Here is a 13308-nt window from a genome sequence, read left to right on the forward strand (position 1 = left end):
GGGCGCTTACTCCGCCGCCAGGGGCAGGGCGTCGGTGACGCGCTTGCGGCCGGTGAGGAGGTCGGACATGAGGGCGGCTTTGAGTGAGATCAGATGGGAGAGTTCCTTTGCGACATTCATCCCGTAGACGCCGTGGTCTTTAACAATCTTGCTCAGTTGAGCCAGTTCGTGACGAGGGGGCACCGGCACATAAAATGATCGGACATTTTCCAAGCTAAGGCCCGGTTTGCTTTGGCCGTATTGGGCGCTCAGGATTTGATTATTGCCTGGGCCTAAGGGGGAAAAGAAAGCCTCAAGAAAGGCGGACAATTGCCTATCCCTCAAACGCACCAAAGCCACATGTTGGCTCACGTATGCACTGCCTAAATCCGCCGGGATTCTGGCAATGTTGCCCACGCTGTTGCCGGTAATTGTAAAGACCAGATCATCGGCCCGCACAAGTGTTCGAGAGCCTTCGGCACTCTTCGGGACCGTTACGAATTGTTTGTCGCTAAGGTCCAGCGAGCCATTTCGCACATTTTGAGATCGCAGAAACAGATCGCCTTCGTCTGAGTAGTATTGGGCCCAGCCGCGTGATCCGCTGGTAATGTGGATCGCCAAATCCCGAAGACGTTTCAGATCCCACCCCTCCGGGATCTCCCCGACCTCCGTTTGCTTGAAGCGCGTATGGCCGATGCCTTTGGTGAGCAGGTGTTCCAGCACGCCCTGCTTGACCTTTCCGGTCTGCTCGATCACCGCCCGCGTTGCCGTAATCGCCTCATCGACGCTGGACAGGATTTCGGCGATCCGGCGCTGCTCGGAGAGTGGGGGGAGCGGGAACTGGAAATCTAGCCAGTCGGTAGCTCGAAAGACCATTTTCTCAATGACAACACCCACGCTCGCCAATTCGCAAGACTTATGGAAAGCGTTCGCATGAGACAAATACCATAGGTATTTGGGGTCGATATCTTTTTGGATTTCAAAAGCATAGTAGCTGCCGGAGGCAATAGCTTTGTCCAAATCATATGGCACAAGCCCGTAAGCGCGATGCAAAATCTGGACTTTCGACATTAGCCAATCGCCAGCGCGAATCAAGAATTGCGCCTTCGTCTTGATTGATACTCCTAATTGTCTTTCGCGAACCTCTATCCCACCGTGTCCTCGTCGGATTACGGGCTGCACATATTCGACATGATCTTGGACTTCGATCGGTCTTCGCTTGATTTGAAGAACGTCACCGAAACGAGAAAATCGCCAACCGGATGGAAGCTCGCTCAGCCATTCATTTTTTAGGTCCTCGATGACTTCAAGGCTAAGCGACATAGCCAAGCTCCCGCAGAAAGCCCATCATCCGCGCTTCCGCCGTGTCCCGCTCGGCCTGAAGCACGACCAGCTTTTCCACTTCCACCGCGACGTCGACCTCCTCGGCCTCTTCGCCCAGATGCACATAGCGGCTAATATTGAGGTTGAAGTCGTTAGCCTCGATTTCGCTGACCGGCACCACACGCGCCAGCCGCTCGGCATCGGTGAAGTCGCCATAGGCGTTCGCAAGCGTGGCAAGATTTGCTTCCGACAGGTGGTTCTGGTTCTTGCCATCCACCTTCTCTTCGGCGCCGTTGACGATCAGGATCTTGCCCTTGTGCGCTGCGGGCTTCTGTTTGCGCAGGATCAGGATGCAGGCCGGAATGCCCGCGCCGTAAAACAGGTTAGGCGCCAGCCCGATGACGGCCTCGATTAGATCATCCTTGATTAAGCCCTCGCGGATTCTGCCTTCAGCGCCACCGCGAAACAGCACACCATGCGGCAGCACCACGCCGCAGACGCCATCGTCCTTCAGACTGGCCACCATATGCTGCACGAAAGCGAGGTCGCCGTAGGATTTTGGCGGGCAGCCGTAACGATCGCGCCCATAGGCGTCGCCCTTCGACCAGACAGCATGTCCCCAGCTTTTCAGCGAAAAGGGCGGGTTGGCCAACACACGGTCAAAGGTGCGAATAGCCTTTACGCTGTCGCCGGTGAGATGCTTGGGCTCCAGCAATGTATCGCCGCGGGCCACCGCAGCGTCGTCGATATCATGTAGGAAGAGGTTCATCTGGCAGATGGCCCAGGTGTTGAGGTTCCGCTCCTGGCCGAACAGTGACAGGCTTTTGGAGTTCTTCCCCTGCCGCTCCAGATGATGCACGGCCTCAAGCAGCATGCCGCCCGAGCCGCAGGTGGGGTCGTAGATCGACATTCCTTCTTCCGGCTTCAGGCATTCGACGATGAGCCGCACGACCATTCTTGGCGTATAGAATTCACCTGCTTTCTTGCCGGCATCATCGGCGAATTGCGCGATCAGATATTCATAAGCTTGGCCCAGCATATCGGGCTCGACATCGTCGTTGCGCAGCCGATGGGTCTCGAAATGCTGGAGCAGCTCTTCCAGCATGGCATCGGGAAAGCGTTCCTTGTTGTTGAAATCCACATCCTGGAAGACGCCGCGCAGGCGCATGTTCGCGTCTTCAATCGCATGAAAGGCCGCATTCAGATGTGTGCCAATGTCGGTCGCGTGCTTGCGCACATCCTTCCAGAAGTGGCCCTTGGGGATATCGAAACGGTGCTCGTCAGGATCGGCAGCAAGATCGGCGTCCTGATAACGCGCTAGCCGCTCCTCATACTCCTCCTCCCAGACATCCGAGAGGCGCTTGAAGAAGAGAAGGCCGAAAATGTAGTGCTTGTAATCGCCTGAATCGATCGATCCCCGCAGGATATCCGCAGCCCGCCAGAGATGCTTCTCCAGCTGCGAGAGGGTAAGCGTCGTCACTGTATGCGTCCCTTTGAGCCGCGCCGAGTTTGCCAGAGGCTGAAGGCCTTTGCTACGCGGCCATTTGGTTTTGGTCCAGGGCCATCCGCATCGCTCGCCTGTTCGCTTTCGGCTGGGGTTCGTTCGTTACCTTGCTCCCCGGCGCTCGATCCCCTCCGGAACCGTCGCGGCCGTGACAGCGCCCCTCCGCCACAGCCCCGCCACACCCACGCACCTGACAGGATTCGAACCTGTGACCTCTGCCGCCGGAGGTGTGCACAAACTCCACTGCAGCCCCCTCACCTCTATCTCGCGCAAGCGGCCTTGCCTGCCGAACACCGATGAGATACGAAAGCCGACATCGCTGCCGTCCTTCAGGCCCGGCAGCCGGGCACCCGTAGCTCAGCTGGATAGAGTGCTGCCCTCCGAAGGCAGAGGTCACAGGTTCGAATCCTGTCGGGTGCGCCAACAATTTCAATGACTTCGATAAGCCAGCGTGTGGACTGAAGCACCTCGGGTATCACCTGGGCAACACGCTCCATCGGACGGTTCCGGCTGACGTTCTTCACGGCTTTGCTCAGCGGCGACAACCTACTCTCAGGAGATGATTGCCCATCGGTACCGGTAAAGGATGCGCTCGCCCGCTTCCTCGAGCTCTATAGACGAATCGCGGATTTCATGATTACGCCGCTTGTGAGGCGCCGGCAGCAGCAGCCGTAGCCCTCGCTTTCTCCGGAAATCAAACTGCGAAGCCGATCAGTTCTTAGCCAGACTACGGCAACGTGATCCGTTGCGACATCAATGGCCGGTGCGAACGCACCTAGTGGAACCGATTCAGATATCCTCCTAAGACTTGAAGTTCCTGATAGAAATCCCGCTTGCAGGCGGAGCATCCAATTTCGATGTGGATACGATGAACTTGGAACCTACACCGATTACATCAGACGAAATTACTCTCATCGGGGCGGCGATATACCAAGCTCAGAAGGTAGAGTGGGCGCTTTACGGCATCGCGTCGCACGTCTCGCACCTGCCGGCTGCTCAGCGGAAGAAGCGCTTCAAGCAGATAAACCCCGAAGCTTTTCTGCGCGATGATCCAGCGGACTTCAAAGCCACCCTTGGAGAGATCACCGCCGTGTTCGGCGATGCATTCCTGATCTCCAGTCCGGAGCTAGAGGAGTTCGTCGACGACCGAAACTTGATTGTCCATAATTTCTACCGCCTATTCCACGCCAACATTCGCGATGGACACCGACGCGAAGATCCGGTCGGATTCTTGCAAGACTTCATTCTCCGTGGGCAACAATGGCACTCGATTGTTCGGGGCTTGCTTGTATGCCTGCAGGAGCGCGCTGCGGAGAAGGAAGGACGGATGGAAGAGCTCTCGCTCAGGGACGAAGACTACGCGCACAAGGTGGCCTATCTAGCGCACGCCACCAAGGTAGCCGAGCGGCTTCTTGCGAAGCTGGATGGACAATCGACGAGCTAAAAGCCGCCGCAGCACCACCCATCGGATTGCATGCTTTTCCGGTCCCAAAGATGATCACAACATCCCCGCCGCGAAGCTATACAGCGCCATGCAACTGACCATCACCGAGGCCGCTGACTGTCCAGCAGCACCGCCACCGTTCACCACCATATCAATGGTGACCACCTGTCATGCACCGTCCAGGGCGGCAGCTGGCGCCTCATCGGCCTCTCTAAGGTGATTCGTGCCTGGGACGAATCCCGGTAGAAAGATACCGGGTGAACTGCAACAATCTGCGACGCCTCCCGCCGACGAAACGCTCCCACGGCTGCAACGCCTGGAACAGGACGCCGATCGATCGGATGATAGGATCGGCAACTCCTGACATTTCCATGCTGGTGGTTGCGCTCCTTCGATCCAGCGTAAGTGGGGATTACGGCACTCCCGGTCTATGCGCTCTCTTCATAAGTCTATTCAGGCCGGCCTCGGTTATCTTGGCGCGCCCGACGCGCCAAGTTGGATCGGATCGCGGTGCCAACCGTCGTCAGACGCCCCGAACCATAAGCATCGGAGCGAGGCGGCTGACGTTGCAAGGCGAACGGCCCGCGAGTCTCGACGAAGGAAAGACGAATGATCCTGCAGGAAACCTACACGCTGTCGAACGGCGTCAATATCCCGAAGCTCGGTCTCGGCACATGGATGATCGAGGATGCCAAGGTCGGTCAGGCAATCAAGGCGGCCGTGAAGCTCGGATACCGGCACATCGACACGGCTCAGGCCTACGCCAACGAGCGCGGCGTCGGCGAAGGGATTCGCTCGTGCGGCGTTGCTCGCGAGGAGCTGTTCGTGACGACGAAGCTCGCCGCCGAAATCAAGACCTATGACGGCGCGAAACAGGCGATCGACGGCTCTCTGCGGGCGCTCGGGCTTGACCGCATCGATCTGATGATCATCCACAGCCCGCAGCCCTGGCAGAAGTTCAACGGCCAAGATCGGTTCTTCGAAGGCAACCTCGAAGCCTGGCGGGCGCTTGAAGAGGCTTATCAAGCCGGCAAACTCAGGGCGATCGGCGTCTCCAACTTCCAGAAGGCCGATCTCGACAATCTGCTCGACAACGTCTCCGTCAAGCCGATGCTCAACCAGGTCCTCGCCCATGTCGGCAACACACCGTTCGACCTGATCGACTATGGAACGAGCAAGGGGCTGCTGATGGAGGCCTATTCACCGGTCGCCCACGGCAAGATCCTCAACAACGACGCGGTTGCGAAAATGGCGGAAAAGTACGGCGTCAGCATTCCGCAGCTGTGCATCCGCTATTGCCTTCAGCTCGGCCTGCTGCCGCTACCGAAGACCGTAAACCCGGATCACATGCGCGCCAATGCCGATGTGGACTTCGAGATTTCAGACGCGGATATGGCGGCGCTGAAGGTCATCGAGCCCGTCGACTACGAGGACGCGAGCGCCTTCCCGGTCTTCCGCGGCAAAATGTAGGCGGCTCCCCATCCCTCCCCGGCGGCGCATGAGCATGTTGCCGGGGAGGATATTCGCTTTAGGCCGCAGCCGGTTAGCCGACGTAGTCGGCATCGCTGACCTTCTCCATCCAGGTGACGGCCGAGCCGTCCAGGCTTTCCTGGATCGCGATATGGGTCATGGCGACGTTGGGTGCGGCGCCATGCCAATGCTTCTCACCGGCCGGAAACCAGACGACGTCACCGGGGCGAATCTCCTCAACCGGGCCGCCCTCGCGCTGAACCCGGCCGACGCCCTGCGTGACGATCAGGGTCTGGCCCAGCGGATGGGTGTGCCATGCCGTGCGCGCTCCGGGCTCGAAGGTGACCGCCGCGCCGGCGACGCGACCTGGCTCCTCGGCCGAGAACAGAGGATCGAGACGCACCGTGCCGGTGAACCAGTCCTGTGGTCCGGGACTAGATGGATTGGTGCCCGCGCGGGTGATCTTCATGGCGATCTTCCTTTCCTGAGCTCATTCTTGAGTTGTCCCAAGACCTACCGCGAACGTGCATCATGATAACCGTTGCCTCGCCGCACGCTCTTATGAGCGGCGCTCATGAGGCCATTCATTCGAGCGGTTGGGCAGACGAGTCTGACGCCAGCGAATGGAACGGCCAACGTCATGGCGGGAGGTTGAGCGGGCGCTATAATCGAGAGAGCGTCATGAGGGCCGGTCATCAATGCTGAGAGAGAACATCACCGACCTGATGTCCTTCGTGGTCGTCGCGCAGACCGGAAGCTTCACCCGCGCGGCGGCGCAGATCGGCGTGTCGCAATCCGCTCTCAGCCATTCGATGCGTGCTCTCGAGGAACGGCTGGGAATGCGGCTCCTTGCCCGCACGACCCGCAAGGTAACGCCGACGCCGGAAGGTGAGCGGGTGCTCGAGCGCATTGCCCCTCATCTTGCAGAGATCGAGGAAGAGCTCGAATCGCTGATCGAAATGCGCGACCGGCCGGCCGGAACCATCCGCATCACCACGACCGACTATGCGGCCGATACCGTGATCTGGCCGAAGCTCGCGCCCATTCTCAAGGACTATCCCGACCTCAAGGTCGAGATCGTCTCGGATTACGGCCTGACCGATATCGTCGGTGAAAGGTTCGACGCAGGCGTCCGGTTGGGCGAGCAGGTCGCTGAAGGCATGATCGCGGTCCGTATCGGTCCCGATTTCCGCATGCTGGCGATCGGCTCACCGACCTATTTCGCGGGGCGGAGCATTCCTCGGGTGCCGCAGGACTTGACCGATCACGTCTGCATCAACCTCCGCCTCGCCACCCACGGCGGCCTCTATGCCTGGGAGTTTGAGAGGGACGGACGGGAGCTTCGCGTTCGGGTCGACGGGCAGCTGACCTTCAACACCATCGATCCGATGGTCGAGGCCGCGCTCCAAGGCTACGGCATCGGCTACGTTCCCGAAAGCCTGGTTCGTCATCATATCGAAGCGGGCCGGCTGACGGCGGTGCTGGAGGACTGGTGCCCGCCGTTCCCCGGGTATTTTCTCTATTACCCGCACAGGCGACGGACTTCGCCGGCCTTCTCCGTCATCGTCGAGGCTTTGCGGCACAGAGACTAAGGGGACGCGAACGCCGGCAGAAAAACGCCGGCTCCGAATCCGCTTGATCCGACGAACCCCGCCGAATCGGGCGGGGCTCGGCATTGCATCAATGAGCGGTTGCCATCGTCGCCAGGCCCGTTTGGCGGCGACGATGGCGGCAGCCGCTAGTCCAGCCACCCGCTCTTGCCGACGATGGCGAGGGCGCGATCGGTTGCCTCTGGTGCCTTGCCGACATAGGTCGTCGGGTCCAGCACATCTGCCAATTCCTCGTCCGTCAACACGTTGCGGATGCGATCATCCTGGAACAAGGCATCGTGGAAGGAGACGCCGCCCTCCATGCCCCGGCGCGACGCCTCGTAGATAAGCTCATGCGCCGTCTGCTTGCCGACCTTGTCCGACAGCACGAACATCACGCGCTCCGAAAGCATGAAGCCGCCGAGGATATCCATGTTCTCGCGCATTTTCCTCTTGTTCACGAGAAGACCGCCCAGCGAGAACTCCATGTTCTGCAGGACGATGGAGGTCATCATGCAAATCTCCGGCATGATCTTCCATTCCATTTTCCAGTACGCGCCGTCGCGCTCGTGCTCCTGGCGCAGCATGTCCTGCAAGATGTTGATGTTGCCCTTGATCGCCGTCGACACAGTGACGGCATTCTCGCTGACAGCCGGATTGCGCTTGTGCGGCATGGTCGAGGAGCCGACCTGCCCTTCCCCGAACGGCTCATGCAGCTCGTCGATCTCGTTGTGGGCGAGCAGAAGGATTTCGTGACCAATTTTGCCAAGCGTACCGGCAATCATCCCCAGAACGCCACCGAATTCCACGAACCGGTCCCGCGAGGGTTGCCACGAGATTTCCGGTACGCCAAGGCCGAGACGCTCCAGAACGCGTCGTTCGATCTCGTCCGCGTGCTCGCCGAATGATGCCTTGGTGCCGACCGCTCCGACGACGCTGCCGACGAAGGTTCGCTTCTCGAGACTGACCAGGCGCTGATGGTGACGGTGGAGCTCTGTCAGCCAGATCGCTGCCTTATGCCCGAACGTGATCGGCAGCGCCTGCAGGGCCAGGGTGCGCCCCGTCATCGGGGTGTTCCGATGCTCCTCGGCGAGGTGAAAGAGGTGCTGCCCGATCTTTTTCAGATCGCGCTTGATGATCTCGTGAGCCTCCTTGAGCTGCAGCATCAGCCCCGTATCGACGACATCCTGGGTCGTCGGGCCGAAATGCACGTATTCGCCATGCCCGTTGCGACACGCATGTTCGAGCCCCCGCACCGTCGGCACCAGCGCGTGCTTGGTACGCGCGGTCTCCGCCAGGATCAGTGCGTGATCGAGATACTCGACCTTGGCCCGCGCAGCGATTTCCTCGGCAGCCTCGGCGGGAATGATGCCGAGCGCCCCCTGCTCCATGGCGAGCGCGGCCTCGTAGTCGAGCCACTTCTGCATGCGGTTCTTCTCGGAAAAGACCTCCCGCATTTCGGGTGTCGACCAGACATTCTGAAGAAGGGACGAGTCGAAAACGCTTGATGTCATCGGAAGGCTCCTGACGCTTTGTCACAGGGGGGAAGGCGGCAATCTCGTTGCGCGTTCCAATATCATATATTATATATAATAGCTAAGACGCAAGCGTCACTGGACGCTCGTAAGTCCGATTTCCAGGCCGCAACCCATTGGTGGAGAACGAAATGAAAATAGTCAGCGTCGACGTTATCGACGTCAAAAACCCCCTTCAGTCGGCTGTCGCGAAATGGCGCCCGGTCGTCGTACGGATCAACACGGACGAAGGCATCTCGGGCTTCGGCGAAGTGGGCATGGCCTACGGCGTCGGCGCTTCGGCCGGATTCGGCATGGCCAAGGATCTCGCCAGCCTCCTCATCGGCATGGACCCCATGCAGAGCGAGAAGATCTGGGACAAGATGCAGAAGAAGACCTTCTGGGGTCAGGGCGGCGGCACGGTCATCTCGGCCGGCATGAGCGCCATCGACATCGCCCTGTGGGACATCAAGGGCAAGGCCCTGAACGTGCCCTGCTATCAGCTCTTTGGCGGCAAGTTCCGCGACAAGCTGCGCACCTATGCCAGCCAGATTCAGTTTGGCTGGGGCGATGCCGCCAAGAAGGAGATTCTCACCACGCCCGCCCAGTACGCGGCGGCCGCCGAGAAGGCGCTCGCGGATGGCTACGACGCCATCAAGGTGGATGTGAACGAGATCGACGAGCAGGGACGGGCCAAGGCGCGCGACCTCTATGGCGTCTTCACCGATCGCGAGCTCATGGTCGGCTACAAGCGTCTCCAGGCGATCCGCGAGGCCGTGGGCGATGGGATGGACATCATCGTCGAGGCTCACGCGCTGACGGACACGGCCTCAGCCATCCGCTTCGGCCGGATGATCGAGGACCTGCGGATATCGGCCTACGAGGAGCCGGTCATGGCCCTCAATCACGGTCAGCTCAAAGAGGTCAAGCGGAACGTCAACATCCCCATCGCTGCCGGCGAACGCGTCTACACGCGCTGGGGATTCCGCCCCTTCTTCGAGGAGCACATCATCGACCTCATTCAGCCGGATCTCGGCACCTGCGGCGGCTTCAGCGAGGCCAAGAAGATCTGTGACATGGGTCACATCTACGACACGACCTGCCAGATCCACGTTTGCGGCGGCCCCATCATGACGGCCGCGTCACTCCATCTGGAATGCGCCATTCCGAACTTCGGCATCCACGAACTGCACCGCTACGCGCTTCTCGAGGGCAACAGGGAAACCTGCAAGTACGATTACTTGCCGAAGAACGGTTTCTACGAAATTCCGGACCTTCCAGGCATCGGCCAGGAATTGACTGAAAAGTCGATCGCGGAATCGCCGAAGGAAACCGTCAAGTAACATCTGCAAAGGAGTAGCTTGCACTCAAGCTACTCCTTTTTTGGAGGGGGGCTCCATATGGGGCTGTTTATTTCACTCATCGTGATCGTCTGGGTTGCCTGGATGATCGCGAGAAAGGGCTATGCGACGGCCGTCCTGCTCTGTGCCGGCGTCGTGCTGTTGGGTGCCTCGGTTCTCTTGGACCTGAGCCCCGGGATCGATCTCGAAAAGTCTACGGGAAGTCAGTTCTTCGACATCTTCCTGGTGGTCGAGAAAGTCATGTCCAGCAACCTCGGCGGCCTCGGCCTGTCGATCATGGCGATGGGCGGCTTTTCCAAGTATATGGATACGCTGTCAGCCGGGCAGGCGCTCTATTCCGTGGTGGGCGGCCCGCTCAAATACGTCCGCTCACCCTATCTGCTGGCATGCATGGGTTTCGTGGTCAGCCAGATCATCGGGTTCGCCATCCCGAGCGCATCGGGCCTGGCACTCATGCTGATGGTAACGCTCTATCCTGTGATGATCCGCGCCGGCGTCTCGCGCATGACGGCCGTGGCGATCATCGGATCGAGCCGCTTCTTCGATCTCGGGCCCGGCTCGGCCAACTGCCTGCTGGCGGCCAAGACGGCAGGAATCTCATGGGCCGAGTACTTCTTCAGCTGGCAGATGCAGATCTATATCCCGCTGCTGATCACCATGCTTGTGTCGCACTATTTCGTGCAGCGATTCTGGGAGCGCCGTGAAGGCCCTGATCCTGAGGACCTCATCCTGCAGGAGCGGTTCCGCAACGAACAGGAGCACGAGAGCGCAGAGGGAAGCGTACCGAATATATACGCCCTGCTGCCGATCATTCCACTCGTCATATTGCTGGCGTTCAACCCGATCGTGCTGGGCCGCTATGGCATCAACATCAAGGTCGGCGTACCGACGGCCATCGTCCTGAGCGTGCTGATCGCCATGATGTTCGACTTCATCCGTCGGCGGAATGCGCTCGACGTGCTGGGCGGCATGAAGCAGTTCTTCGAGGGAATGGGAAAGCAGCTGGCGGTCGTGGTCGCGCTGATCGTCGCTGGCCAGGTGTTCGGTGAAGGCCTGATCGCCACCGGTGCCGTCAACTCTCTGATCACCGGTGCGGAGACCGCCAACCTAGGGGCTGGCTTCATGGTCGTCGTCATGGGCCTCATCATCGGCGTGGTCGCCTTCCTGATGGGATCCGGCAACGCGCCGTTCTTCTCCTTCGCGGCGCTGATCCCGGAAATTGCCACCAAACTGGGCATCCCGGCGGCGGCCATGTTGCTGCCTCTGCAGATCATGACCGGTATCGGACGCACGATGTCGCCGGTCACCGGCGCGATTGTGGCCGTGGCTGGCATTGCGGGTGTCTCGCCCTTCCAGATCGTGAAGCGCAACGCCATCCAGCTGGTCCTGTGCACTCTGGTTACGTTCCTCGCGACCTTCCTGGTGGTCCTTCCCTGACAGCCGTGCGGGCGGTCGCCTGGAAGGCGCCTCTCGAGGCAGTCTTTCAGGCGGCAGGGCCCCCACACGAGAACCAAGCCAGAGAGAATGCGACGGACCGCCGCTTCTCTCGAAACGCACTGCCTCAGCAGGTTGCTTCTTCCAAAGTCCCAGGACTTTCCAGCATCATGCTCCAGGCATCGCCATCCCAAGGTGAGACATGACGGCATCCCCTCAGCAAGAGCTGGCTTCATTCATAGCCGGTTGCGACCTGCAGCTCATTCCCAACCGGCTCATCGCTGACATGAAGTACCGCGTCATCGACTGGCTCGGATGCGCTTCAGTCGGGAGAAACTACGAGCAATGCGCGATCGCGCGGCGGCTGTTCAGCGAAATGGGCGGTGCGTCCGAGGCGACCATGATCGGCGCCAGAGGGCTCTACCCCGTTGCCAGCGCGGCCATGGTCAACGGCATCGTCGGCCATGTTTCGGAACTCGATGACGGTCATCGAAAGGCGATCGGCCATCCCGGTTCCGTCACCCTGCCCGTCGCATTGGCGCTGGGCGAGAAGCGATCGGTGACAGGCGCCGATTTCCTCAAGGCGCTGATCATCGGTTACGACGTCTTCATCCGTCTCGGACAGGCGGTTAACCCATCCCATTATGCTTACTGGCACACCACCAGCACCTGCGGCAGCTTCGCGGCGGCCGCAACGGCGGCCTCGCTCATGAAGCTGTCACCGACGCAGACGTGCAACGCGCTCGGCATTGCCGGAACCTTGACGGGTGGCCTGGTGGCATCCTTCGGCTTTCATGCCAAGGCGTTGAACGTCGGCCATGCCTGCCAGAACGGCATCCAGGCGGCGATGCTGGCGGAGGCGGGCTTTACCGGCTCGCCCCGGGCGATCGCCGGCGAAAAAGGCTTCCTCAGCGCCACGAGCCGCGAAGGAACCGGCATCGAGGTTCCCACCGAGGCGACCTTGTTGTCTGATACCGCGTTCTACAAGGTCTACGCCTCCTGCGGTCACACGAACTCGCCGCTGGACGTGATGTTCGCGCTCTTGCGAGATCACCCGCTGAAACCTTCGGCCATCAAGAGCATCAGGGCGGAAACCTATAGCGTTTCCGTCGCGCTGACCGGCGCCCTGAAGACCGAGAGCGAAGATGCCGCCAAGTTCTCGCTTCCCTATTGCCTGGCCGTCGCCATCATGTTCGGACGTGTATCGCTCGCCGAATTCGCCCCCGAAATGCGGAGCGATGAAGCCATTCTGGCACTGGCGAGAAAGGTGTCCGTCATCGAAAGCGGGGAAGCGACAGCACGCTTTCCGAGACGCCAGGCCAAGGTTTCGGTCGAATTGACCGATGGGACCATCCTCAGCAGAGAAACCATGGATTCGACCGACATCGCCGATCCCATCGTTCTCGACAAGAAATTCTTCGATCAAGCGAAAGACGTCGACAGCAATGGATCGCGGTCGGCTTTCGCGTTCGTACAGAATATTGACACCTCGCCAAGCATAACACCACTTCTGGATTTCTTAAAAAGCCTTTGACGCCGTCATCCATCGACAAGAAAAATACGATCAATATCAAAAAAATAAATCGATCCATCAACAAACGCACGGCGTAACTAGGGTGCCAACACAAAGCCCTGAAGCAATCGAAAGAAAGGAGAACCATCAAGTCGCAGTCGAAGCTGGGTATCGTCG

At 59.8% G+C, this 13308-nt stretch carries 10 protein-coding genes and 1 tRNA gene; 7 read left to right on the forward strand and 4 right to left on the reverse strand.

Going from position 1 to position 13308, the window contains the following annotated elements; all coding sequences use genetic code 11:
- Window positions 1–6 precede the first annotated feature (6 nt).
- Window positions 7–1302, reverse strand: a complete 1296-nt coding sequence (locus tag B5D38_RS11405) for a restriction endonuclease subunit S (protein ID WP_078708558.1) — start codon at window positions 1300–1302, stop codon at window positions 7–9.
- Window positions 1292–2782 carry a type I restriction-modification system subunit M gene (locus B5D38_RS11410; RefSeq protein WP_078708559.1) on the reverse strand — a complete coding sequence of 497 codons (1491 nt, stop codon included), beginning with the start codon at window positions 2780–2782 and terminating at the stop codon, window positions 1292–1294. Before B5D38_RS11410 ends, B5D38_RS11405 begins: the two co-directional genes overlap by 11 nt.
- Window positions 2783–3152: 370 nt before the next feature.
- Here B5D38_RS11410 and B5D38_RS11415 point away from each other — a divergent pair.
- From B5D38_RS11415 to B5D38_RS11425, 3 genes are all read left to right on the forward strand, one after another.
- A tRNA-Arg gene (locus tag B5D38_RS11415) sits at window positions 3153–3229 on the forward strand.
- 385 nt (window positions 3230–3614) lie between these two features.
- Complete coding sequence (locus B5D38_RS11420; RefSeq protein WP_078708560.1) at window positions 3615–4250, forward strand: hypothetical protein; 636 nt, start codon at window positions 3615–3617, stop codon at window positions 4248–4250.
- 609 nt (window positions 4251–4859) lie between these two features.
- Complete coding sequence (locus B5D38_RS11425) at window positions 4860–5720, forward strand: aldo/keto reductase (protein ID WP_078708561.1); 861 nt, start codon at window positions 4860–4862, stop codon at window positions 5718–5720.
- A 73-nt stretch (window positions 5721–5793) separates the two neighbouring features.
- On the opposite strand, the gene B5D38_RS11430 is transcribed toward B5D38_RS11425, so the two are convergent.
- Window positions 5794–6189 (reverse strand): (R)-mandelonitrile lyase, encoded by a 396-nt coding sequence (locus tag B5D38_RS11430; protein WP_078708562.1) that lies wholly within the window; start codon window positions 6187–6189, stop codon window positions 5794–5796.
- 229 nt (window positions 6190–6418) lie between these two features.
- Between B5D38_RS11430 and B5D38_RS11435 the strand changes: the two genes are divergently transcribed.
- On the forward strand, window positions 6419–7312 hold the full coding sequence (locus B5D38_RS11435) for a LysR family transcriptional regulator (protein ID WP_078708563.1): 894 nt from the start codon (window positions 6419–6421) through the stop codon (window positions 7310–7312).
- 146 nt (window positions 7313–7458) lie between these two features.
- Here the strand turns inward: B5D38_RS11435 and purB are convergent, their stop codons facing one another.
- Entirely contained in the window at window positions 7459–8823 is a 1365-nt protein-coding gene (gene purB / locus B5D38_RS11440) for an adenylosuccinate lyase (protein ID WP_078708564.1), read from the reverse strand.
- Between the two features lie 152 nt (window positions 8824–8975).
- Between purB and B5D38_RS11445 the strand changes: the two genes are divergently transcribed.
- The 3 genes from B5D38_RS11445 (at window position 8976) to B5D38_RS11455 (ending at window position 13152) form a co-directional block, all read left to right on the forward strand.
- A complete protein-coding gene (locus B5D38_RS11445; protein WP_078708565.1) occupies window positions 8976–10166 on the forward strand; it encodes a mandelate racemase/muconate lactonizing enzyme family protein in 1191 nt (396 codons plus the stop codon).
- A 57-nt stretch (window positions 10167–10223) separates the two neighbouring features.
- Window positions 10224–11621 carry a C4-dicarboxylate transporter DcuC gene (dcuC, locus tag B5D38_RS11450; protein WP_078708566.1) on the forward strand — a complete coding sequence of 466 codons (1398 nt, stop codon included), beginning with the start codon at window positions 10224–10226 and terminating at the stop codon, window positions 11619–11621.
- A gap of 199 nt (window positions 11622–11820) precedes the next feature.
- Window positions 11821–13152: an MmgE/PrpD family protein gene (locus tag B5D38_RS11455; RefSeq protein ID WP_078708567.1), complete on the forward strand. Its 1332-nt coding sequence runs from the start codon at window positions 11821–11823 to the stop codon at window positions 13150–13152.
- The last annotated feature ends 156 nt before the right edge of the window (window positions 13153–13308 follow it).

This window comes from Consotaella salsifontis (assembly GCF_900167365.1).
In the GTDB taxonomy this organism is placed as follows: domain Bacteria; phylum Pseudomonadota; class Alphaproteobacteria; order Rhizobiales; family Rhizobiaceae; genus Consotaella; species Consotaella salsifontis.